At 50.7% G+C, this 23,902-nt stretch carries 22 protein-coding genes and 1 tRNA gene; 9 read left to right on the top strand and 14 right to left on the bottom strand.

Annotated features, from left to right (window positions below):
- The first annotated feature begins 27 nt into the window (after positions 1-27).
- Genes NM686_RS20520 through NM686_RS20500 form a run of 5 tightly spaced genes read left to right on the top strand, consistent with a single transcriptional unit; the run spans position 28 to position 6,347 of the window.
- Positions 28-1,278: an ISL3 family transposase gene (locus NM686_RS20520; protein ID WP_255187011.1), complete on the top strand. Its 1,251-nt coding sequence runs from the start codon at positions 28-30 to the stop codon at positions 1,276-1,278.
- A complete protein-coding gene (locus NM686_RS20515) occupies positions 1,271-2,410 on the top strand; it encodes a restriction endonuclease subunit S (RefSeq protein ID WP_255189666.1) in 1,140 nt (379 codons plus the stop codon). Before NM686_RS20520 ends, NM686_RS20515 begins: the two co-directional genes overlap by 8 nt.
- A gap of 11 nt (positions 2,411-2,421) precedes the next feature.
- Positions 2,422-2,619: a ribbon-helix-helix domain-containing protein gene (locus NM686_RS20510; RefSeq protein ID WP_036280312.1), complete on the top strand. Its 198-nt coding sequence runs from the start codon at positions 2,422-2,424 to the stop codon at positions 2,617-2,619.
- A complete protein-coding gene (locus tag NM686_RS20505) occupies positions 2,606-3,130 on the top strand; it encodes a hypothetical protein (RefSeq protein WP_255189665.1) in 525 nt (174 codons plus the stop codon). The genes NM686_RS20510 and NM686_RS20505 overlap by 14 nt, the downstream gene beginning before the upstream one ends.
- Positions 3,123-6,347 carry a DEAD/DEAH box helicase family protein gene (locus tag NM686_RS20500; RefSeq protein ID WP_255189664.1) on the top strand — a complete coding sequence of 1,075 codons (3,225 nt, stop codon included), beginning with the start codon at positions 3,123-3,125 and terminating at the stop codon, positions 6,345-6,347. The genes NM686_RS20505 and NM686_RS20500 overlap by 8 nt, the downstream gene beginning before the upstream one ends.
- Here NM686_RS20500 and NM686_RS20495 read toward each other — a convergent pair.
- The 4 genes from NM686_RS20495 to NM686_RS20480 all read right to left on the bottom strand — a co-directional run bounded on the left by NM686_RS20495 (position 6,328) and on the right by NM686_RS20480 (position 9,964).
- On the bottom strand, positions 6,328-6,981 hold the full coding sequence (locus tag NM686_RS20495) for a YqaJ viral recombinase family nuclease (protein ID WP_269022003.1): 654 nt from the start codon (positions 6,979-6,981) through the stop codon (positions 6,328-6,330). The genes NM686_RS20500 and NM686_RS20495 overlap by 20 nt on opposite strands.
- Positions 6,982-7,129: 148 nt before the next feature.
- A complete protein-coding gene (locus NM686_RS20490; RefSeq protein WP_255189662.1) occupies positions 7,130-8,098 on the bottom strand; it encodes a DUF932 domain-containing protein in 969 nt (322 codons plus the stop codon).
- Between the two features lie 98 nt (positions 8,099-8,196).
- Positions 8,197-8,556, bottom strand: coding sequence for a DUF3482 domain-containing protein (locus NM686_RS20485; RefSeq protein ID WP_255189661.1), 360 nt, complete (start codon positions 8,554-8,556; stop codon positions 8,197-8,199).
- Between the two features lie 280 nt (positions 8,557-8,836).
- Positions 8,837-9,964, bottom strand: a complete 1,128-nt coding sequence (locus NM686_RS20480; RefSeq protein ID WP_255189660.1) for a hypothetical protein — start codon at positions 9,962-9,964, stop codon at positions 8,837-8,839.
- Between the two features lie 162 nt (positions 9,965-10,126).
- On the opposite strand from NM686_RS20480, the gene NM686_RS20475 reads away from it, so the two are divergent.
- The 4 genes from NM686_RS20475 (at position 10,127) to NM686_RS20460 (ending at position 16,201) form a co-directional block, all read left to right on the top strand.
- Positions 10,127-11,461, top strand: coding sequence for an IS1380 family transposase (locus NM686_RS20475; protein ID WP_255188233.1), 1,335 nt, complete (start codon positions 10,127-10,129; stop codon positions 11,459-11,461).
- 355 nt (positions 11,462-11,816) lie between these two features.
- The gene (locus NM686_RS20470) at positions 11,817-13,151 is read left to right on the top strand and encodes an IS1380 family transposase (protein ID WP_255188233.1); all 1,335 of its coding nucleotides are present in this window, start codon (positions 11,817-11,819) and stop codon (positions 13,149-13,151) included.
- 361 nt (positions 13,152-13,512) lie between these two features.
- Positions 13,513-14,763 carry an ISL3 family transposase gene (locus NM686_RS20465; protein ID WP_255187011.1) on the top strand — a complete coding sequence of 417 codons (1,251 nt, stop codon included), beginning with the start codon at positions 13,513-13,515 and terminating at the stop codon, positions 14,761-14,763.
- 355 nt (positions 14,764-15,118) lie between these two features.
- The gene (locus NM686_RS20460; protein WP_255189657.1) at positions 15,119-16,201 is read left to right on the top strand and encodes a tyrosine-type recombinase/integrase; all 1,083 of its coding nucleotides are present in this window, start codon (positions 15,119-15,121) and stop codon (positions 16,199-16,201) included.
- Positions 16,202-16,277: 76 nt separating this feature from the next.
- Here NM686_RS20460 and NM686_RS20455 read toward each other — a convergent pair.
- From NM686_RS20455 to moaB, 10 genes are all read right to left on the bottom strand, one after another.
- Positions 16,278-16,353, bottom strand: a tRNA-Thr gene (locus NM686_RS20455).
- A gap of 8 nt (positions 16,354-16,361) precedes the next feature.
- Complete coding sequence (hisI, locus tag NM686_RS20450; RefSeq protein WP_255189656.1) at positions 16,362-16,748, bottom strand: phosphoribosyl-AMP cyclohydrolase; 387 nt, start codon at positions 16,746-16,748, stop codon at positions 16,362-16,364.
- Positions 16,745-17,518: an imidazole glycerol phosphate synthase subunit HisF gene (hisF, locus tag NM686_RS20445; RefSeq protein WP_255189655.1), complete on the bottom strand. Its 774-nt coding sequence runs from the start codon at positions 17,516-17,518 to the stop codon at positions 16,745-16,747. Before hisF ends, hisI begins: the two co-directional genes overlap by 4 nt.
- Before the next feature lie 3 nt (positions 17,519-17,521).
- Positions 17,522-18,256 carry a 1-(5-phosphoribosyl)-5-[(5-phosphoribosylamino)methylideneamino]imidazole-4-carboxamide isomerase gene (gene hisA / locus NM686_RS20440; protein WP_255189654.1) on the bottom strand — a complete coding sequence of 245 codons (735 nt, stop codon included), beginning with the start codon at positions 18,254-18,256 and terminating at the stop codon, positions 17,522-17,524.
- 71 nt (positions 18,257-18,327) lie between these two features.
- Positions 18,328-18,969, bottom strand: a complete 642-nt coding sequence (hisH, locus tag NM686_RS20435) for an imidazole glycerol phosphate synthase subunit HisH (protein WP_255189653.1) — start codon at positions 18,967-18,969, stop codon at positions 18,328-18,330.
- Between the two features lie 36 nt (positions 18,970-19,005).
- The gene (gene hisB, locus NM686_RS20430) at positions 19,006-19,599 is read right to left on the bottom strand and encodes an imidazoleglycerol-phosphate dehydratase HisB (RefSeq protein ID WP_255189652.1); all 594 of its coding nucleotides are present in this window, start codon (positions 19,597-19,599) and stop codon (positions 19,006-19,008) included.
- Positions 19,600-19,649: 50 nt separating this feature from the next.
- Positions 19,650-22,292, bottom strand: coding sequence for an aminopeptidase N (gene pepN / locus NM686_RS20425; RefSeq protein ID WP_255189651.1), 2,643 nt, complete (start codon positions 22,290-22,292; stop codon positions 19,650-19,652).
- Between the two features lie 2 nt (positions 22,293-22,294).
- Positions 22,295-22,825, bottom strand: a complete 531-nt coding sequence (locus NM686_RS20420) for a phosphate-starvation-inducible PsiE family protein (RefSeq protein WP_255189650.1) — start codon at positions 22,823-22,825, stop codon at positions 22,295-22,297.
- A 3-nt stretch (positions 22,826-22,828) separates the two neighbouring features.
- Positions 22,829-23,197 (bottom strand): DUF423 domain-containing protein, encoded by a 369-nt coding sequence (locus NM686_RS20415; protein WP_255189649.1) that lies wholly within the window; start codon positions 23,195-23,197, stop codon positions 22,829-22,831.
- Positions 23,197-23,718, bottom strand: coding sequence for a molybdenum cofactor biosynthesis protein B (gene moaB, locus NM686_RS20410; protein WP_255189648.1), 522 nt, complete (start codon positions 23,716-23,718; stop codon positions 23,197-23,199). The genes NM686_RS20415 and moaB overlap by 1 nt, the downstream gene beginning before the upstream one ends.
- Positions 23,719-23,902: the final 184 nt, after the last annotated feature.

Below are 23,902 nucleotides of genomic sequence, written 5' to 3'. Positions count from 1 at the left end.
TCGACAATTTAACGCTGGAGTATCGTGATGACACAGTCGCTACTTCAAATACCGCTGGATATACCTGATGTTTGTATCGAAAAAGTTGAAACCACCGCCAAAGGCGAGTTCATCATCACGGTCAGTAGTACGTTAACCAGTGCAACCTGCCATCAATGCGGCCAGAGGATCGATAAGTTTTATGGCTATGGCAGAGAAATCACCTTGCGTCATTTGTCGATTTTCGATCGGCCGGTTTGGATCAAGCTAACCCCCAAGCGCTATCGATGCCCTGACTGCCCCAAAGGTCCGACGACCACGCAACAATGTGGCTGGTATAACTGGAAAAGCCCCCATACCAAAGCGTATGAGCAGTGGATATTGCGTGAATTGATCAACAGCAGCGTGACCGACATGGACGTGAAGCACGGCATCAGCGCCGAAGCGGCGGAAGGGATTATCAATCGGCACGTGGCCCAACAAGTTGATTGGTCTGCCATCCAAGGCATTCGCTTGCTGGGACTGGATGAAATCGCTTTGAAAAAAGGGCATCAAGATTTTGTGGTCATCGTGTCGGCTATCGATACCGAGGACCATAAGCGGATTCTGGCGGTGCTGCCCGACCGCAAAAAAGAAACGGTTAAAGCCTTTTTGCAGAATATTCCCGAGGCACAGCAACACGCGTTACAACGCGTCTGCGTGGACATGTATGAAGGGTATCGCAACGCCGTCTATGAGACATTGCCCGGCGTCGAGGTGGTGGTTGATCGCTTCCATGTCGCCAAGCATTATCGAGACGGCGCCGACCAGGTCCGCAAGGCGGAAATGAAAAAACTCAAGAATACCCTGTCTGCCGAGGATTATGCCAAGCTGAAAGGCGCGATGTGGGCTTTTCGGAAGCGCTGGATGGAACTCTCTGCCGATCAGCAAACCGTTTTGCTTTTTCTATTCCAGCAAGCCCCCATTTTGCGAGAAGTCTATATCCAACGGGAGCTTTTGACGGGTATTTTTGAGCGCCGACTCAATAAGGCTGAGGCCGAAAAAGCCTTGGATCGCTGGATGGAGCATATCAAAGTCTTGAAGTTGAAGGGCTTTGATGCGTTTGTCAAAACCTATCAAAACTGGCGAAATGAAATCACCAACTATTTCATTCGCCGGGAAACCAGTGGCTTTGTTGAAGGGCTTAACAACAAAATCAAAAGCATCAAACGACGCTGCTTTGGCATTTACAATACCGTCCGCCTGTTTCAGCATATCTGGCTTGATATCGAAGGGAGACGGTTGTTCGGTTATGCATAACCCTATATGTCGGGGCTACTCCGCGAAATACGGAAGAGCCTCTTTTATTCCAGAAGAAATTCATGAGTCTATGAAAGGCTCTCGATTAAAAGCAGGTGATATTTTAATTAATATCACTGGGGCATCTATCGGTAGAACTTGTGTGGTACCTGTTGGCTTTGGTTCTGCTAATATTAGCCAACACATTGCATTTTTGAGAATAAAATCTTGGTTTAATGTCTTTTATATTTCTCTCTTTCTAAAATCGCCGTTTATAAAAAATTACATTCAATTTGAACAAAACGGCGCGTCGAAGGAAGCCTTTAATCTGGGTCAAATAGCAAATATACCTTTATTGTTCCCACCTTCCCCAGAACAAAAAGCCATAGCCGATTATCTCGACGAAAAAACCGCGAAAATCGACCAACAAATCGACCTGTTGACTCAAAAGGCGAAGCACTACGGCGAACTCAAGCAAGCGCTGATTAACGAAACCGTCACGCGCGGGCTGGATAAATCGGTTCCCATGAAAGACAGTGGGATTGAGTGGATTGGTGAGATTCCGGCGTATTGGGAAGTCACCAGAAATAAAGATATTTTTGAGGAAAGAGGGAGCCTTAGCATTTTTGGCGATGAGACGTTACTCACCGTTTCACACATCACTGGGGTTACACGCCGTTCAGAAAAAAATGTAAATATGTTTATGGCTGAAACCATGGAAGGCTATAAGCTGTGCAAAACAGGTGATTTGATTATTAACACCATGTGGGCTTGGATGGGGGCTTTAGGAACAGCAAAAGAAGATGGTATTTGTAGTCCGGCTTATGGCGTTTATAAACCCAATAAATATAAGCCATATAGTTATCGATATTTCGATTATTTATATAGGACACCGAATGCAATAACCGAAATGACAAGGAACTCTAAAGGAATTGTATCTTCTCGATTGAGGTTGTACTCCAAAGATTTTTTTCAAATATGCACAGCATTACCAACTCAACGCGAGCAAAAAGCCATCGCCGATTACCTCGACGAGAAAACCGCGCAAATCGACGCCATTGTCGAAGCCATCAACGCTCAGATTGAAAAGCTTAAAGAACTGCGTAAAACCCTGATCAACGATGTCGTGACCGGCAAAATCTGCATCCTTTAGGAGGATTCACCATGACCCAAACCGTGCAAGCCGAAATACCCGATCAATTGTTCAACCAGGCGCAAACCCTGGTACATCAAGGTTGGGCAGGCAGTTTTCAGGAAATCGTCAACGATGCCTTACGGCGTTATCTGGAATCCCATCAAGAGGCGTTGACCGAAGCCTTTATCAAGGATGATGTGCAATGGGGCTTGCATGGCGACGACTAAAATCGCGCTGGTCGTCGCCGACGCCGGGCCGTTGATTCATCTGGATGAATTGGCCGCCCTGGATGTGTTGAGCGATTACGCCGCCATTTTGGTGCCTGAAGCGGTCTGGCAGGAGGTTGAGCGGCATCGACCCAGTGCATTGTTGCATCCTGCCGTGAATCTGGTCCGGCAATCGATAGTATCCGCTTCACCTCAAGTGAACGCGGTGGCGGCTTTATATACCTTGCATAGCGGCGAACGTGAGGCACTGGCCTTGTGCTTGCAGCATGATATTGCCATGATGCTAACCGATGACACGGCCGCGCGTTTGGCGGCTAAAAACCTCAATATCACCACGCACGGCACGCTGGGTTTGCTGATCCGTGCGGTGCGTAAGCAAACCCGCAGCCCTGCCGAAGTGGTGGCGTTATTGACCGCCATTCCGCAAAAATCATCCCTGCATATTCGCCCGAGTTTATTGGAAGACGTGATTGCCCAAGTCAAAACGGAATGGATGACCGACGATGAATGAATTACACCTGCAAGATAAGTTTTTGCTGCCGTTTCTGCGCGATAGCCTGGGCTACCGGGAAGTCAAAGCCAATACCGTCACTCATTCGCTGATTATCGAAGAAGACCTGGAAGCCTTCATTTCTGAAACCGAACTGAACCAGAAGCCTTATGAGACCTTGCTGAAAAAATACGCCGGCAACAGACGGACATTGTTAAACGATTTAATCGAACTGATCCAGGAACGTTGCGGCAGCAGTCGTAACAAGGCCTTGTTCTTGAACGCCAATAAATCCATCGCCTTGCAAGGCATCAAATTACACTTGTTTTACACCGCCGACAGCGTGATCCACGACAACGCGCTGTTTGAGCAGAATATTTTTTCGGTGGTGCAGGAACTGCCGTATAAATACCGCTACCAGGACAAGCTGATCTATTCCTTCCGACCGGATTTAGCGTTTTTTGTAAACGGCATTTATCTGGGCTATAGCGAGCTGAAATCCAACTACACCAACCAGAGCGCGCAAAAAAACGGTCGCGGCAAAGTCATCAAGGATTATTTCGACGCCGTGAGGGCTTATTACACGCACGTTGACGCCAACGCCCTGCTCAGTGAAAAAGACAAGGAAGCCGTCCGCCGTGATTTTCTGAAAGTCTTTGAAAAAGCCATTCATATCACCACCACCGACATCAAGGACACTTACGTCATTCGCAATATCGCCGACTTTTTCGACGAGATTCTGGAAACCTGCCGCCAGGGCAAGTTTGATCGCGAAGAGTATGAAAAACGGGTGATGAAGGTGTTCAAGCCCTATCCGTTGCTGAACCCCGGCGCCGATAAAAAGGACAAATTCAAGGAGCTATTTACCTGCCATTACGGCAAGGCATTCATCGAAAAGGAAATCCTGTATTACAACTTCATCGAGCGCGATGTTTATGTAGTGAATGGCGTAAAGCAGCTTAAAGATGAAAAAGGCCAGCTGATTTCGCCGAGGCCCAAGCAAAAGTTCGGCACCGACAAAATCATCGCCAAAATTGACGAGTTTTTGGAACACGAAGGCGAAGATGACTACTTCATTGCCTTGCTGGAAAAACAACTGACGAATGTTTCGCCCGCCAAACGCCAGGAGCTGATCGACAAACGCAAGGCCTACGCCAACAACAAGAATGTTTATTCGTTGTTGATGCAATACGCGGCGGGCTTTGGTAAATCCAATATCATTGGCTGGACGGCCCTGCAACTCAAGGACATGCGGCGCAATGGCGCGTATGTTTACGACAAGATCATGATTGTGGTCGACCGGCTCCAGCTGCGCAGCCAGCTCGATTCCCTGATGTTGAACATGAACATCGACAAGCGCATGTATATCGAGGCGCACAACAAGAAGACCTTTCAGGAGGCCTTGAAATCCGACATGCGGATTGTGATTGTCAACCTGCAAAAGTTCGGCGCCGCCCGCGACATGCTGGATCAAGAGGTGTTGGACAAGTTGGCCCAGCTGCGTATCGTGTTTTTGATTGACGAGATTCACCGCTCCAACAGCGGCGAGTTGCACGAAGACATGGTCAATATCTTCGATGAATTGCAATCCGCTTTCGATCAGGACAAAGCCTACCAAGCCAAGCGCAGCAAGAAGAATCTGATTATCGGCTTTACGGCGACGCCGGATGATCACACCCTGGCCCGTTTTGGCGAATACAGCGGCTATGCCGAAAGCGAAAAGTTGTGGGTGCCGTTTGATTCTTACACCATGAAAGAAGCCATTGAGGATGGCTTTATTCTAAATCCGCTGAAGAATATCGTGCCGGTGGCCTCCAAGATGCTGTTCGATGTGCCGCAAAACGTGTTGGAAGGCTTTGAGGTCAAGGAATACAAGGATGTGCAGAAGAAGCAAATCTACGAAAATCGCGAGCGCATAGACGCTATCGCCAACTATGTGGCCGATATGTTGGTTAAAGATGTTTACCGGCAGATACGCGGTACCGGTAAAGCCATGCTGGCAGTTTATTCGATCAAAGCCGCCATTGCTTACAAAGAGGCGGTGACTAAATATTTTAATGAGCGGGTCAAAGAGCCTAAATACCAGAAATACGCCGACGCCCCGATTTATATCGTTTATTCGGAAAACCAGGATGAACAAAGCGCCAAAGGCCTGAATGGCGGCCTATCCGAAGAGAAGGTGCTGGAGCAATTTTCGCTGAGAAAAAATGGTTTGATCATCGTGGTCGCCAAGTTACAAACCGGTTTCGATGAACGGCGGCTGCATACCTTGTTTCTGGATAAGGAGATTCGCGGCATCAGTGCCATACAGACGATCTCCCGCGTCAACCGCACCACCAAGTACAAAAACGACTGCAAGATCATTGATTTCTCTTACGAGAATGTGAATGTGCAGAATATCAAGGACGCATTCGAGCATTTCTCCGATGTCGTGGTCAGCGACTTTGATCCATTCAGTGACAAGCGGGTGTTGGAAATTCTGTACACCGAACTGAAAAAGTCGGAGGTGTACCAAAAGTTTTTCGATGTCTTCATGGCGATTTACAAGGATGCCGACAAGCGGGACGATCCGGAAAACTATCTGGACCTTGAAAACAGTATCGAGAAGTTTATCGACGCCAATCCCAAGCGGACGGCGGATACCAAGGCTAAAACGGCGCAGTATTTCACCATCCTGAACCGGATCGAGTATGTGATCGAACTGGAGCTTAAATTCAGCATACCGTCTTTCTTGCACTTCTGGCGCAAATTCAACACCCTCTACAACCTGATGCACCGCTCGGACGATGTCAAAGACCCGATTGAGGTGTATTTCGACAACCAAATCGGCATCATTGAAGTGGAAGCCCAGACAACCGAAGCCAAGAAAAAGCAGCCGCCTAAAGTAGCAGAGGGAACCGAGCCGGGCGGTGGCAGCTATCAATTTGATATTTTGAAAATCATTGAGGCCCGCAACGATCAGGAAGCGGTTGTCGGCAGCCTGATCAAGGACTTTGAAGGCAAAATTCAGGAGTTTTTCGATTTTGTCCGCCAGGAAGACGAAGGCAAACGCCTGATCGTCAAGATCAAATCTCAGGTATCGGAAGCGGAAATTTACAGCGATTTTGCCAAGTTGTACCGCCGATTCCGGGCCTTACGCAAGAAGACGGTGGGCGATTATTTCTTCAAGGAAACCGAGGATTTGGTGGAAAAGCTTTGCGATGATTTTGAAGTAACAGTTAATGCCAATAACGAGTAATTGTGAAAGCATGTCGAAATCGACATGCTTTCAGGCTGATGGCCTGGCCATCACGTTGAATCCTGTGAATCTCCAGATGTTGACCACCCAACAGGACAGCCACATCGGCAGATGCCTTACCGGTGACCGCTAACTGATGTTGCACTTGAAGTTGCACGTACTCCGGCACGCCTTCCTTCCAGAGTCTGGCACCATTGATGCCGGCGGTTTTACATTCCAGAATCTGCACATCGTCAGCGCCGATGACTTCACGATCGATATTGGCCAGCATCCAGGACAGACCAGGATGGGGATGTTGCAGCACCGCATTGATGCGCCGCACCCTATGCCCTGTGCGTCTGGTGTAATGCGCTGCGACTATCGGTTCTAAAATGTTACCCCAGTAAGCTGGGCTTTCCTCGTCATGAGGATCAGCCTTTGGCAAGTTGCCATCACGGCCGGTTTTCTCCAGCCAGAGTTCCAACTGGGATTTATAGGGATTCAGACCGACCGCAGCCGCAGCATCTGAACTGCCAATGCCGCGTTTTCGGACTTCTAGCCAGTCTTCGCGCGGTAAGTCTTTGGTGCCGACCAAGCGTAAGGCAGGACGCGGTTTGGTTGAGGTTGAATGTTGTAAGGCAGTTTTGGCCATCATGACCTCCTGAGATTCATAACGTGAAATTGGATTAACGAAACCACAGACACAAAAACGCCCGGTCAGCTTGTGGGCTGACCAGGCGTTTTATGGTGTTGTGTCGTTGTGCTAGTAAAGGGGTGTTGTAGAGAAACTCGGCATTACCGGTTTAAGCGGCGAGTTGCAGCGCTGAGTCCAAGGCCCGTTGTTTGATGATCGCGCCTTGTCCGAACCAGGCCGAATCCATCCGACTCTCGGTACTGCGGGCTCGCTTCTCGTGATCGACATATTCGGTGACCGCGTTCAGCAGTCCCCAAGCCGTGCCTTTGGCAGATTCCAGTTCAGCGCCATGACCTTGGCCGTCGTAAAGGCTTTGCACTTTCTTCAACGCCCGTTCATTGCTGAGAGCTACCGGTTCTGCATTGGCTGGCTGCACGTCGCACAGTACCCGCAGAAAGTAGTTCATCGCTTCATGCGTTTTTACCTTACGTTCCGACAGCGTGCGCATCCGGTACATGAAGGCATCCCATTGAGAAACCGCCAAACCTAGCTGCTGTTTGACGGCCTGCGCATCAAAACGGGTACTATGCGGCACCTTGATGGCTTGTGTCGCGCCGTTCATCGCAATGGTCAGCGTGTTATTGCAGACCACCCGGATCGTGGTGGGCGTTGCCGTAGTCGCTAACGTCCCGTCGCAGGACGTAGCTAAAAGCAGATAACCATTGACCAGATCGTTGCCCTTCAGCGCGGTCGATTGTCCAGTTTTCGCCAAGGCCCAGAACTTCTTGCCGCCTTTTAACACGCCAGCGGTTTCCAGCTCATAACCGGCAATTTCGGTCAGATCGCGATAGAACTCCAACACCTCGCGGGGTTGCACGACTTGATAGCGTTGGGATACCACCGACAAAGCCTGCTTGGTATCTGAACGGTACAACACCTTTTGATCCGCAAAGGTGTGGATTGTCCCCAGATGACCGACCTGATCGGCCATGAACCGAACCTCGGATTCCTGGATTTGCCAATCCATCCCGGCTTGCTTGGCCCAAACTTCCAAGGGTTGTTTGGGGGCGAGTGGATTGCCCAGGCCATGCCAGGGCGTTTGGCCAACGTAGGCCATTTGTTCGACAAGATGAGCCATGAAGTACTCCTAAAGATAAGTTAAACAGGAAAACAGCCAGCGAGATAGCTGAAAGCTGATAGCTTTGCGCGGCTGTTGAAACGAAGCACACCGAAAAACTAAATAGGCTGATCTAGTCTGGCATGGTGACTAAAAGACAAGCCGCAGTCTTGGCAGACGTAGTTATCCAGCACACGCTGATCGATGACTTCGCCCAGCTTTGCACCAGTGACCCCACCTGTGGCCGCGCCAATCAGGGCACCGAAAATAGCGCCGGCAACACTGCCCATGGTGCTGCCAACTGGCCCGGCTATCAGACCGACGGTTAAGCCGACTTCCGCGCCGGTAGCTGCGCCGGTCATGGCTCCAGCCACGCCGCTCGCGGCACCGCCCACCGTACCGATCACGCCACCGATTTTTTTGCCACGATCCAGACTAACCACTTGCCGGGAACTACAAATGGGACATTGCACAGTCATAAAACGAACTCCTGAAATAAAATGCGCGCAGCCGCTCACCGCATCAGACCGCAAGGCGATGCAGGGCAAACAACTGGTGCTAAGGAAACAATGAAACCTCGCCTGACCGCAAATCGATCAGACGAGGTATAAGGACATTAAGAAAGTAATCGAGGACTGCCGAGCATCTGAATGCATCAGGGTGTTATCCCAAGGCAGTTCTCAGGTAATGTATATGTGACTGAGATTTTTTAAGAACGGGATAGATTAAAATTCCATTGCTAATGGCCCCATTTCTGTTTTATTTCCCGAGCACATTTTTTGTAAATTCATCTTTGTTGCTATATTTCTTGCCATATCGCTGTCTATTTTGTTTGAGCTTTATGATTTCATGAATTACATTGATTAAATTTGAGACTTTTTTGTAACCATCAATAATTTTATAGTTTTCGAAGGTTAATTTTGTATTTTTATAAATGTGCTCGGAGATGGTATTGGCTGCTTCCTGCTCTATCGTTTTTTCATCTTTCTTGGTTTCTTTATTTTTCATTTTGATCTTTTTTACTTCGTCGAAGCACATCAGCCCAAGAAGATAGGCTGATATGTAGTCATATCTTTCAATTACCTTAGCATATTGATCAGATTGTTCTAACAGCATGATGTCAGAATAAGGCTTGTGCTTTATATGATCCAAACTGGGGTTGGATTCAGACTTACGTTTTTCGGTATGCCACGTCGCGTTATCGATACGAAGATAGGCTTCAAAATGTTTAAATGCCTCGGGGATGGCTTGAATATCGTTATCAAAACGGATGCTCAATACCGTTGCATTTGATAATTCCTTGTCATTAATTTTAATTGAATGCGTATTGGTACTATAGACTGAATATCGATCTTCTTTATTTAAAATTACATTTGGTGAAAAAAAATCTGGCGAAGTCCTAACAATATTGGAGAAATTGGAGCCATCGTCATTTTTTAATGGTTTTTCTCTCTTCATTCTAATGTCTGTTACTTTCTTGTTTTCTTGGCCAGGCTGGAGATCTATATGCGTACACCACCAATTAAAAACGTAATATATATCATTAGGGCGGGTTAAATCGTAAAAGCAATAAGGAAGTTGCGATTGGCTCTGTTTTACATACTTTTTAAATGATTGAACCTTCTGGAAAAGAAATTTTTGAATTTCAACTGATTTGAGTTTATCTACAAAATAAAATATTTTAAGAAAGTCTGTAATATTATTGTCACGGAGTTGAATATATTTTAATGACCAAGCGGACAAAATCCTAATCTCAAACTCATCAGCATCACTAGATATTATCATCTCAGATTCAGATTTGTTTTTTTCCTTATATAATTTTATTAACCTATTTGTAATAATCTTATTTAGTCTCCGGACTCTACGTAAATCGTCGCGGTGATTCATCTCTAAATATCGAATGTAGAATTCAAAAGTAAACATTCGTTCAAAGCAGCCTTTAACCCTGAATCCGTGACTTAAAAGGCCATCCACGGCCGCAACGCAATGATTTAAAACGCTTATTCTGGGATAATACCGCTATTCTTCCATTCACCCGGCGAGTGATTCATGAAGCGGTTTATCCTGGAGCAATCTGAAACTGAATTTTATACCAGCCATTCTGGATTAGCCTTGGTCGGTTTATGTTTGAATCAATATGGCCAGCTCAATCAGGCGCTGGAAAAAGGTATTCCGCTACGGCACGGTATTGCTCACGCCGATATTATCAAAAGCTATATAGGCACCCTTAGCCTGGGCAAAAGCGACTTCGAAGCCATCGAAAACCATCGCGACGACGACTATTTCAAAGCCGCGCTCGCCATTCATCAAGTACCCTCCAGCGCCCGCCTCAGACAGCGACTGGATGAACACGCCGACGCCTTATTACCGATCATTTATCAAAGCAACCTCGATTTTCTGGCTCACGCCCAGGTGCCGGTAACGCCGTTAGCCACAGGCCATGTCGCGTTGGATATCGATGTTTACCCCATGAACAACGAAAAAACCTGCAAAGAAGGCGTCTCCCGAACCTACAAAGGTTTTGACGGCTACGCCCCGATTGCCCTCTATCTGGGTAAAGAGGGCTGGTGTATTGGTAATGAACTGCGCGAAGGCAAGCAGCATTGCCAATACGAATTCCGCTATGCGCTGGAGCGCGGACTCGCCGCCGCGAAACGTTTGACGACTTTGCCTTTGTTGGTCCGGCTGGATGGCGGTCACGACGCGCTCGACAATCGCATCGACTTACACGAAGCCGATCAGGTCGATTTCATCATCAAATGGAACCCGCGTAAACAAGATGCCGACGCCTGGCTGGCCTACGCCGAACAACACGGCCAGTGGACCACACCGCGCGAAGGCAAACGCGTGGCCTTGTTCAGTGTCATGGAGCAACACACTCGCAACGGTAAAACCTATACCTGTCGCAGGGTCATGCAAATCACCGAGCGCACCATCACGGCTCAAGGCCAAGCCCTCGTGCTACCGGATATCGAAATCGAAGGCTGGTGGACCAGTCTGCCGGTGGCCGATTACGACGATGCCATGGTTATTGCCCTCTATCGCGACCATGCCACCGCTGAACAATTCCACAGCGAATTCAAGACCGATCTGGATATCGAGCGCCTGCCATCCGGCAAGTTTGCCACCAACGACCTGATCATGAGCCTCAGCGCCTATAGCTACAACATCCTGCGCTGGATAGGCCTGATCGGCTTGCTGGGCGAACAAAGCCCGGTCAGGCATCCTGCCAAGCGGCGGCGTATCAAAACCGTGATCCAGGAACTGATGTATCTGGCCGCGCGACTCATCCGTAGCGGGCACCGGCTGAAGCTGCGCTTTTCACAGAGCTGTCCCGGTTTCATCGCTTTTGAATCCACCTACGCCAAACTCGCCGCCGGCTAGCGACTGATCGCTCTGCCATCGATAGCACAACGCCGCAAATTCACAGTGGCTTGGGAATCCTGCGCCTAAAGTCCATCAAATTGAATCATGCAGGGAAAATATTCCAGATAATACGCTGCATTTCTAGCCGTTAAACTCGATTGCCCGGACCACACTTTTAAATTCAGCGAATTTTGGAAGAGTATGACGAATAAAAGGTCTGGCAATATGTGGAGTCACGGATTCAGGTTTAACCTCATTTTCATTATCACCTGAATCCGTGACTTAAAAGGCCATCCACGGCCGCAACGCAATGATTTAAAACGCTTATTCTGGGATAATACCGCTATTCTTCCATTCACCCGGCGAGTGATTCATGAAGCGGTTTATCCTGGAGCAATCTGAAACTGAATTTTATACCAGCCATTCTGGATTAGCCTTGGTCGGTTTATGTTTGAATCAATATGGCCAGCTCAATCAGGCGCTGGAAAAAGGTATTCCGCTACGGCACGGTATTGCTCACGCCGATATTATCAAAAGCTATATAGGCACCCTTAGCCTGGGCAAAAGCGACTTCGAAGCCATCGAAAACCATCGCGACGACGACTATTTCAAAGCCGCGCTCGCCATTCATCAAGTACCCTCCAGCGCCCGCCTCAGACAGCGACTGGATGAACACGCCGACGCCTTATTACCGATCATTTATCAAAGCAACCTCGATTTTCTGGCTCACGCCCAGGTGCCGGTAACGCCGTTAGCCACAGGCCATGTCGCGTTGGATATCGATGTTTACCCCATGAACAACGAAAAAACCTGCAAAGAAGGCGTCTCCCGAACCTACAAAGGTTTTGACGGCTACGCCCCGATTGCCCTCTATCTGGGTAAAGAGGGCTGGTGTATTGGTAATGAACTGCGCGAAGGCAAGCAGCATTGCCAATACGAATTCCGCTATGCGCTGGAGCGCGGACTCGCCGCCGCGAAACGTTTGACGACTTTGCCTTTGTTGGTCCGGCTGGATGGCGGTCACGACGCGCTCGACAATCGCATCGACTTACACGAAGCCGATCAGGTCGATTTCATCATCAAATGGAACCCGCGTAAACAAGATGCCGACGCCTGGCTGGCCTACGCCGAACAACACGGCCAGTGGACCACACCGCGCGAAGGCAAACGCGTGGCCTTGTTCAGTGTCATGGAGCAACACACTCGCAACGGTAAAACCTATACCTGTCGCCGGGTCATGCAAATCACCGAGCGCACCATCACGGCTCAAGGCCAAGCCCTCGTGCTACCGGATATCGAAATCGAAGGCTGGTGGACCAGTCTGCCGGTGGCCGATTACGACGATGCCATGGTTATTGCCCTCTATCGCGACCATGCCACCGCTGAACAATTCCACAGCGAATTCAAGACCGATCTGGATATCGAGCGCCTGCCATCCGGCAAGTTTGCCACCAACGACCTGATCATGAGCCTCAGCGCCTATAGCTACAACATCCTGCGCTGGATAGGCCTGATCGGCTTGCTGGGCGAACAAAGCCCGGTCAGGCATCCTGCCAAGCGGCGGCGTATCAAAACCGTGATCCAGGAACTGATGTATCTGGCCGCGCGACTCATCCGTAGCGGGCACCGGCTGAAGCTGCGCTTTTCACAGAGCTGTCCCGGTTTCATCGCTTTTGAATCCACCTACGCCAAACTCGCCGCCGGCTAGCGACTGATCGCTCTGCCATCGATAGCACAACGCCGCAAATTCACAGTGGCCTGGGAATCCTGCGCCTAAAGTCCATCAAATTGAATCATGTAGGGAAAATATTCCAGATAATACGCTGCATTTCTAGCCGTTAAACTCGATTGCCCGGACCACACTTTTAAATTCAGCGAATTTTGGAAGAGTATGACGAATAAAAGGTCTGGCAATATGTGGAGTCACGGATTCAGGTATCAGACATCTGCAACTCACAATATTTTGGCTCTTCCGTATTTTGCGGAGAAACCACTACATGTAGTGCTATAGTCTTTGCCTGCCACAGTGAGTTTTGCTAAGGTCGACAATTTAACGCTGGAGTATCGTGATGACACAGTCGCTACTTCAAATACCGCTGGATATACCTGATGTTTGTATCGAAAAAGTTGAAACCACCGCCAAAGGCGAGTTCATCATCACGGTCAGTAGTACGTTAACCAGTGCAACCTGCCATCAATGCGGCCAGAGGATCGATAAGTTTTATGGCTATGGCAGAGAAATCACCTTGCGTCATTTGTCGATTTTCGATCGGCCGGTTTGGATCAAGCTAACCCCCAAGCGCTATCGATGCCCTGACTGCCCCAAAGGTCCGACGACCACGCAACAATGTGGCTGGTATAACTGGAAAAGCCCCCATACCAAAGCGTATGAGCAGTGGATATTGCGTGAATTGATCAACAGCAGCGTGACCGACATGGACGTGAAGCACGGCATCAGCGCCGAAGCGGCGGAAGGGATTATCAATCGGCACGTGGCCCAACAAGTTGATTGGTCTGCCATCCAAGGCATTCGCTTGCTGGGACTGGATGAAATCGCTTTGAAAAAAGGGCATCAAGATTTTGTGGTCATCGTGTCGGCTATCGATACCGAGGACCATAAGCGGATTCTGGCGGTGCTGCCCGACCGCAAAAAAGAAACGGTTAAAGCCTTTTTGCAGAATATTCCCGAGGCACAGCAACACGCGTTACAACGCGTCTGCGTGGACATGTATGAAGGGTATCGCAACGCCGTCTATGAGACATTGCCCGGCGTCGAGGTGGTGGTTGATCGCTTCCATGTCGCCAAGCATTATCGAGACGGCGCCGACCAGGTCCGCAAGGCGGAAATGAAAAAACTCAAGAATACCCTGTCTGCCGAGGATTATGCCAAGCTGAAAGGCGCGATGTGGGCTTTTCGGAAGCGCTGGATGGAACTCTCTGCCGATCAGCAAACCGTTTTGCTTTTTCTATTCCAGCAAGCCCCCATTTTGCGAGAAGTCTATATCCAACGGGAGCTTTTGACGGGTATTTTTGAGCGCCGACTCAATAAGGCTGAGGCCGAAAAAGCCTTGGATCGCTGGATGGAGCATATCAAAGTCTTGAAGTTGAAGGGCTTTGATGCGTTTGTCAAAACCTATCAAAACTGGCGAAATGAAATCACCAACTATTTCATTCGCCGGGAAACCAGTGGCTTTGTTGAAGGGCTTAACAACAAAATCAAAAGCATCAAACGACGCTGCTTTGGCATTTACAATACCGTCCGCCTGTTTCAGCATATCTGGCTTGATATCGAAGGGAGACGGTTGTTCGGTTATGCATAACCCTATATGTCGGGGCTACTCCGCGAAATACGGAAGAGCCAATATTTTTTTCTTATTGTCAATACCAGTTGCAAAAAAGCTAATGCCAGTTACAAGTGGCTTTGAAAATGAGGGAATGATTACTCTTTTACGAAACACTGATCCGACCAATGTATGGCTATCCCCCACGAATTCTAAGACCTGAAGATGCCGCCTATTACTGTGGTATGGGGCGAACATTGTTTGATCGGGAGATTAGATCCCTTCTTACAGAGATTTCATTGGGAAAGCAAGGTGTTGGGTTTGACTTACTTGAACTTAATCGCGTTTTAGATGAGTATATTATCCGCAACGTGAGGGTTAGGGAGAAACCATCATGGCAAAAAGAAACAGTCTCCCAGGCTTGTACTGGGACAAAGAAACAGGGAAAGGCTCGATTGACAAACGAATCGACGGACTCGGAAGAGTTCGCCACCGCTTTACAGCGAGCACGTGGCAAGAAGCAGAAGTCGAATACCACCGGGCCATAGCGGCAGCCAAAGTCGAGTCGGCGGCACCTAGATTCAAAACATTTCGAGAAGCAGCAACAAAATTTTTAAACGAGGAGGTGAAACCAAGTTTAAGTCGAGATGCCAAGTGTTTAGAAAACTTGGATCCGTGGATTGGTCATCTAAGAATTGATCAAGTGCATCAAGGTACATTACAGCCCTATATCGAACATCGTCAACACCTCGGAATTAAAAGCGGTACTGTTAACAGAGAGTTGTCTGTTGTAAGAAGGATATTAACTCTCGCTTCTCGGGTATGGCGGGATCTTGATAATAAACCTTGGATACCGACGGCGCCATTACTGCGATCACCAAATTGGGGCGATACAGCTCATCCCTATCCGCTAAATATTGATGAGCAACGGCGATTCTTTAAAGAGTTGCCGGCGCATCTAGCGGAAATGGCGATGTTTGCAGTGAATACCGGTGCCAGAGATAAAGTGGTGGGTGAATTGCGATGGGAATGGGAAATCAAGATTCCTGAAATCGGATCTTCGGTCTTCCTAGTACCAGGAGACTTTACTAAAAACGGTACACCGTGCTTATTGGTACTAAACACTACGGCGAGAAATGTAATTGAAAGTCGGCGTGGAAAAATTGCCACGCATGTTTTTGGTTACAGGGGTAAACCGGTTGTTCGAATGTATAACTCTGCCTGGAAAAAAGCTTGGGTAAGAGCAGGACTGCCAGTAGGCAAAGAGGTTTTATCAGGACCTCATAACCTCAGGCATACCTTTGCAAGGAGGTTACGACTTGCGGGTGTGCCATTGGAAACCAGGAAAGCCTTGATGCATCACATCGATGGCGACATCACAGTGCATTATTCGCCAGCGGAAGTTGGTGAACTGATTGCAGCAGTCGAGATGCTGACTAAGGTTGAAGGGGTAACTATGTTGCGATTAGCATCGTGATTTACCCAGTGGGTAAATCAGCAAAAATCAAGTGGCTGATCATGAGATCATAACCAATTGATTTTTTAATGAAAAATGGTGCCGGCAATAGGAATCGAACCTACGACCTTCGCGTTACGAGTGCGCTGCTCTACCTGCTGAGCTATGCCGGCTTTGTGAGTTATTTGTAGATGGATTTGGGATCTTTCAAGACGGGTTCGGTGGTTTGCCACTGTCCGTCGATTAAACTGCGGTAAAAGCAGCTTTCCCGGCCGGTATGGCAAGCAATGCCGCCTTCTTGGGCAATTTTAATCAATATGACGTCGGCGTCGCAATCCAATTGTATATCGATGATCTTTTGCCTGTGCCCGGATTCCTCGCCTTTACGCCATAAACGCTGGCGAGAACGCGACCAGTATACCGCATAACCTTCCTCGACGCTAAACCTCAACGATTCGCGGTTCATCCAGGCAAACATCACGACGCGGCCCGTGTCGTGTTGCTGCGCGATCACGGGCACCAGGCCGTCTTCGGTCCACTGGATTTCGTCCAGCCAGGCCGCGGTCACAGGCGAACCTCTATGCCTCTGGCTTGCATGTGGCGCTTGGCTTGTTCGATGGTGTATTCGGCAAAGTGGAAGATGCTGGCGGCCAATACCGCATCGGCCTTGCCTGCTATGATGCCGTCGGCCAGGTGATCGAGATTGCCTACGCCGCCGGAGGCGATGACCGGTATGCTGACCGCTTCGCTGATTGCGCGGGTCAACACCAGGTCGAAACCGGATTTGGTGCCGTCCCTGTCCATGCTGGTCAACAGGAGTTCACCGGCGCCGTAATCGGCCATTTTACGGGCCCATTCAACGGCGTCGATGCCGGTGGGTTTGCGGCCGCCGTGGGTGAAGATTTCCCAGCGGTCCGGTTCGCCGGCTTGGCTGACTTTCTTGGCGTCGATCGCGACGACGATGCATTGTGACCCGAACTTGTCCGCGGCTTCCTTGACGAACTCGGGGCGAAACACCGCGGCGCTATTGATGCCGACTTTGTCCGCGCCGGCATTCAGCATGCGGCGGATGTCGTCCAGCGTTCTGATGCCGCCGCCAACCGTCAGCGGAATGAAGACCTCGCTGGCGACCTGTTCGACCACATGCACGATGGTATCTCTATCATCATGAGTGGCGGTGATGTCCAGAAAGGTGATTTCGTCGGCGCCTTCCCGGTCATAGCGCCGGGCGATTTCGACGGGGTCACCAGCGTCACGAATATCGACGAACTTGACGCCCTTGACCACGCGGCCGTTGTCGACGTCCAGACAGGGGATGATGCGTTTAGCCAGGCTCATGAATTATCCAAATGATTCCGCAAGTTTTTCCGCTTCGGCGAAATCCAGTGTACCTTCATAGATCGCGCGGCCGGTGATGGCGCCCATGATGCCCTCATGCGCGACTTCGCCCAGGGCGCGGATGTCTTCGATATTGGTGATGCCGCCGGAGGCGATGATGGGAATATTGACTGCTCGCGCCAGATTGGCGGTCGCCTCGACATTGACGCCCTGCATCATGCCGTCGCGGGAAATGTCGGTGTAAATGATCGCGGAAACACCTTGCGATTCGAATTTTTTCGCCAGATCAACCACGTCGTGACGTGATAGTTTGGACCAGCCGTCGATGGCGACTCGGCCATCTTTGGCGTCCAGGCCGACGATGATATGGCCGGGAAATTCGATCGCGGCGTCGCGGACGAAATGCGGCTCGCTGACAGCCTTGGTGCCGATGATGACATATTCGACGCCGGCTTCCAGGTAAGCCTGAATCGTGTCTTCATCGCGAATGCCGCCACCGATTTGTACGGGCACGTCAGGGTAAGCTTCGACGATCGCATGAATCACATCGGCATTTTTGGGTCTGCCGGCGAAAGCGCCGTCCAGATCGACCAAATGCAGTCGCTTGGCTCCTGCTTCAACCCAGCGCCCGGCCACAGCCACGGGATCTTCTGAAAATACCGTGTCATCTTCCATACGACCTTGGCGCAAACGGACACATTTCCCTTCTTTCAAATCAATTGCAGGTATCAGCAACATAGCTCAATCTCAATGTTTAATTACTGTATCTAAGAAAAATAAAAAAGCCGATGTCCGGCGCGACATGTGATTTAAACGGCGCCATCCCAGCGCAAAAAATTCTGTAACAGTTGTAAGCCCACGACCTGACTCTTCTCGGGGTGAAATTGCACGGCAAACACGTTATCCCTAGCCATGGCGCAGGTAAAGGGGGCGGGGTAATCGCTGGTGGCGATGCTGTCCTCAGCCCGATCTGGCACTGCATAGTAACTATGGACGAAGTAAAACCGGCTGTCTTGCGGAATGCCTTGCCATAAAGGGTGTGGCTTTTGTCTGACCCGATTCCAGCCCATGTGCGGAACCTTCAGGATTTCGCCGTGTTCGTCGCGCAAGTCCTGGGCAAAGCGGCGCACATGACCGGAAATCAAATTCAGGCAAGAGATGCCGTCGTTTTCTTCGCTATCGCTCAACATCGCCTGCATGCCCAGGCAAATGCCTAAAAACGGCTTGCTGCGCGCCGCTTGTGCTATGGGTGCGACCAAATCCAGTTGATGTAATGCCTGCATGCAATCGCGTATCGCGCCGACGCCCGGGAATACCACGCGATCGGCGGCATGAATGACATGGGCGTCAGCACTGATTTGGACGTTGGTGCCGGGATCGGCATGTTGCAGGGCTTTGGCGATGGAATGTAGATTCCCCATTCCGTAATCGATGACGGCAACTGTTGACATAAGGTTAAAGGGTTAAGAAAAAACAGCTTCGGCAGATTATAGACTACCTTTGGTTGAAGGCATGATGCCGGCCATGCGCGGATCGGGGCTGATCGCCATCCGTATTGCGCGGCCGAAGGCTTTGAACACCGTTTCGGCAATATGGTGGGCGTTGCCGCCTTTCAGGTTATCGATGTGCAGCGTCACGCCGGCGTGGTTGACGAAGCCCTGGAAAAATTCCTTGAACAAATCGACGTCGAAGCTGCCTATCAGGGCGCGCTTGAATTCGACCGCATAAAACAAGCCGGGACGGCCGGAAAAATCGACGACTACGCGGGACAGCGATTCATCCAGCGGACAATAGGCGTGGCCATAACGGTAAATGCCTTTCTTGTCGCCCAGCGCTTTGGCAAAAGCCTGTCCCAACGTAATGCCAATGTCTTCGACGCTGTGATGAGCGTCGATGTGCAAGTCGCCCTGGCAGGCAATGTCCATGTCAATCAAGCCATGCCGGGCGATTTGATCCAGCATGTGCTCAAGAAACGGCAAGCCGGTAGCAAAAGCGGCGCTGCCGTTGCCGTCGAGATTGACAGCTATTTTAATCTGGGTTTCGAGCGTGTTGCGTTCAACCTGTGCGGTGCGTGAGTTCATGCTGTTGGTTAATGGAGCTATTTCGGCGCTAGTTTACGTGATTGTGACAACTACGCCAAACTCTTGCTGGCAATTTCGTAAACGTCCTTGGATAGATGCTCGCTGGCGACGATGCGCTGCAGTTGCTGCTTCATCAAAGCCTGGCGTTCCGGGTCGTAACGGCGCCATTGCGCCAGGCCCGTGACCATGCGCGAGGCGATCTGCGGGTTGAGTTCGTTCAATACCAATACCTGATCGGCCAGGAATTGATAGCCTTCGCCGTTTTTGGCATGAAAATGCACTGGATTGGCCTGACTGAAGGCGCCTATCAACGCGCGCACCCGATTGGGCGTCTTCATGTCGAAGGCCGGATGCCGCATCAAGGCTTGTACGGTAGCAAAGGTGTTCGGCAGGCTGCTGCTGGCTTGCAGGGCAAACCATTTGTCGATGACCAGGGCTTCCTGTTCCCACTGCCGGTAAAAGCTCTCCAGGCTGTCGGCCTTGTTCGGATGGTAACTATTCACGATAGCGGCTAACGCGGCCATTTGGTCGGTCATGTTGCGGGCGGTTTGGAATTGTTGCGTCGCCAAGCGATAGCTGTCTTCGATTTCCAGTTTGCTCAAATAACTCAGGCAGGTGTTTTTCATGCGTCGTCTGCCGACCGCGCCGGCATCGAAACAGCCCGATTCGTCGCGATGGTGTTGGGCATAGAGGGCCTGGAATTCGGTTCGCAAACGGGTTGCCAGCGTGGTTTTGACGAATTCGCGGGCTTGGTGGATAGCATCGACATCGATGACGGCCATCTGTCCAGCCAGATAACTTTCTTCCGGCAGCGCCAGCAGCAAGGCTTGATAAGACAGGTCGTCAAAGCTGCCGCTCAGCACGCTGCGATAGGCATCGATCATCACCTCGTCGAGTTGCAAGGCACGACCATTCTGGAGATCGGTCATCAGGCCGAAGATGATTTGGCATGCCAGTTGTTGGCCTGCTTCCCAGCGATTGAAGGTATCGCTGTCATGGCGCAGCAAGAAAGCCAGTTCCTCCAGGCTGCGTTCCATGTTCAGGTTGACCGGGGCGGAAAAGCCTCGCAATAACGATACCACGGGTTGTGTCGGCAAATCCTCGAATACAAAGGTTTGTTCCGTTTCGGTCAGATTCAGCGTGACTTCCGTGGCGCTGTTATCGCGCATGCGAACCGTCGCGGTCGAACCGTCCTGGTTCAACAGGCCCAATTTGACCGGAATGTGTAGTGCTTGTTTCACTGGCTGATTCGGCGTCGGTGGACAGCTTTGTTGAATGGTCAAATGCAATTGCTTCGCATCGGCAGCGTAATGCTGTGTGACGGTCAATAGCGGCGTACCGGCTTGCGCATACCAGCGGCGAAATTGGCCGAATTCCACGCCGTTGGCGTCTTCCAGTGCCTTGATGAAATCCTCGCAGGTCACGGCCTGACCATCATGGCGTTTGAAATACAGGTCGCAGCCCTTGCGGAAGCCTTCGGATCCCAACAAGGTATGCAGCATGCGCACCACTTCTGCGCCTTTTTCATAGACGGTCAGCGTATAAAAGTTGTTGATTTCGATGTAGGCCTCGGGGCGTACCGGATGCGCCAGGGGGCCGGCGTCTTCGGCAAACTGGCGGGTGCGCAGGGCGTTGACGTCCTCGATGCGTTTGACGGCCGGCGAGGTTCTATCGCCGCTGAATTGCTGATCGCGGAATACCGTAAAACCTTCCTTCAGGCTCAATTGAAACCAGTCTCGGCAGGTCACGCGGTTGCCTGACCAATTGTGAAAATATTCATGGCCGATCACGCCTTCGATATGCTCGTAGTCGCTGTCGGTGGCGGTGTCGGGGCGGGCCAGCACGAACTTGGTGTTGAAGATGTTCAGACCCTTGTTTTCCATCGCCCCCATATTGAAATGGTCGACGGCGACGATCATGTACAAGTCCAGGTCGTATTCCAGGCCGTAGGTTTCTTCGTCCCACCGCATCGCGTTCTTCAGGGATTGCATGGCGTGCGCGCATTTGTCGACGTTGTGTTGTTCGACGAAAATTTCCAGCTCGATGCGGCGGCCCGACATCGTGATGAATTCGTCGGCCACGCATTCCAATTGACCTGCGACCAGCGCGAACAAATAGCACGGCTTGGCGAAGGGATCTTGCCAGCCGACCCAGTGCCGGCCGTCGGCCAAATCGCCTTGACCGGTGCGGTTGCCGTTGGACAGCAGCACCGGATAGCGGTTTTTGTCTGCGATCAGTGTGGTTTTGAAACGGGTCATCACGTCCGGCCGGTCCAGAAACCAGGTGATCTTCCTGAAGCCTTGCGCTTCGCATTGGGTGCACAGCATGCTGCTGGACAGATACAGCCCTTCCAGCGCGGTATTGGCTGCTGGATTGATGCGGTTTTCGATGCTGACGACAAAAGCCTTGTCTTGCGGCACGCGGCGGATGATCATGGCTTCCGGCGTGATGACGAAGTCGGTATCCGCTAGTTTCTCGCCATTCACGGCAACGCTGAGCAGCTCCAGTTCCTCGCCTTGCAGTTCCAGGGTCACGCACTCGCTATGACATTGCGGATTACGGCGCAGGCTTAAATGAGAGCGCACCAGCGTGCGTTCAGCATCGAGTTCGAAGGTCAGCTCGATCTCGTCGATCAGATATTCGGGCGGGGTGTAGTCTTTTAAATAAACGGTCTTCGGAGTCGCTTCGCGCATCGTTATCGCTCGTCGTGGGTAAGGGGTTTGGGTCTATAGGAAATGAGCCAATAGGTCAGGCCCAGGGCCAGGATCACGGCGGCCATCGCCAGCACGTAAGGCCAGGCCAGGTCCTTGAAATCCAGCATGATCACCTTTCTGGCAATCGCCATCAGCGCGGTGGCGATCACCATTTTGATCGGCAAGGCATCGTGCTTGATATAGACCGTGATGTTGATGAAAATCTCGATCGCGATCAGGACCGACAAAAATGAGCCGAAGATCGCCAGAATGTCGGAGACCGTCAGCAATAAAAATGGCGGCTCCAGCAGTTTTTGATACAACACGTAAACCACATCAACTACTGCCCACAAAATCACCAGAGTCATCAAAACGGCCAATGCCCGCACGGCCATATGGATTATCCAATGCAATGCCTTGATCAAGCCATCTTCGGCGACCGGCGGCAATTTTTCTTCGTGGCTATCCAGATTGCGCTGATTACGGCTGGCAACATTGGTGGAAGCGGGTGGGCGGCTGGGGGTTTTATCCATGGCTCAATTTTGTTTGTGTTGAAAGGCGACAAAGGCCAGCAAACCCCAGGCACCGAGGAACGCAAGGCCGCCAAACGGCGTGACGATGCCCAGCCAATTCAGCTGGAATATGCTCAGGATATACAGGCTGCCGGAAAACAATGCCATCCCCGCCACCAATAACCACCCCGCCCAGTTCAGCAAGCGGTGTACCGGTAGCAGCGCGACAATGGCCAATAACAGCGCGTGCCACATTTGATAACTGACCGCGGTTTTATAGATGTCCAGGAAATGCTCCGACAGCAGATGCTTCAAGCCGTGGGCGCCGAAAGCGCCCATGCCGACGCCGATAAAGCCGGCCAAGGCGGCCAGAAACAAAAAGCGGGATTGCATCATTTCTCCAATAAACGGGGCATTAATTGCACCAGATTGCACGGGCGGGTACGGTAATCCAGCTGGTCCTTGATCAGGCTCTGCCAAGCCGTGCGGCAAGCATTCGACGAGCCCGGCAGACAAAATACATAGGTGCCGTTGGCGACACCTGCGATGGCCCGTGATTGTATCGTCGAGCTTTTGATGTCCTGATAGGAGATCATCCGGAACACTTCGCCAAAACCGTCCAGCACTTTGTCGAGCAAGGGCAACACCGCTTCAGGTGTGCCGTCGCGTCCGGTGACGCCGGTGCCGCCGGTGCTGACGATGGCTTGAATCGCGGGGTCGGCAATCCACTGACTGACGATGGCGCGGATTTGATAAATGTCGTCCGGCACGATTTTTCTATCGTGCAGCCTATGTCCAGCCTCGGTCAAACCGGTGATCAAGGCCAAGCCGGAGGTATCGTTTTCTTCGCTACGCGTATCGGATACGGTCAACACCGCGATATGCAATGGGATGAATTCCCGCGTTTCGCTCATCACTGGACTCCTAAAACAGTAGTATCGCATTCTAAGAAACCGCCATGACTCAAGCAAGCAATGATTCCGGGTGCTCCGATAAATCAATCACCTACGCCGTTTCCGGGCAATGCGCGGAATAGTTACAAGAATTTCCTTGTCGAATCGGATTACAATAGTTTTATTTAATTTTCAGATAGGCTGA

This window comes from Methylomonas rapida, assembly GCF_024360925.2.
In the GTDB taxonomy this organism is placed as follows: domain Bacteria; phylum Pseudomonadota; class Gammaproteobacteria; order Methylococcales; family Methylomonadaceae; genus Methylomonas; species Methylomonas rapida.
This window is presented reverse-complemented; position numbering and strand designations above follow the sequence as displayed.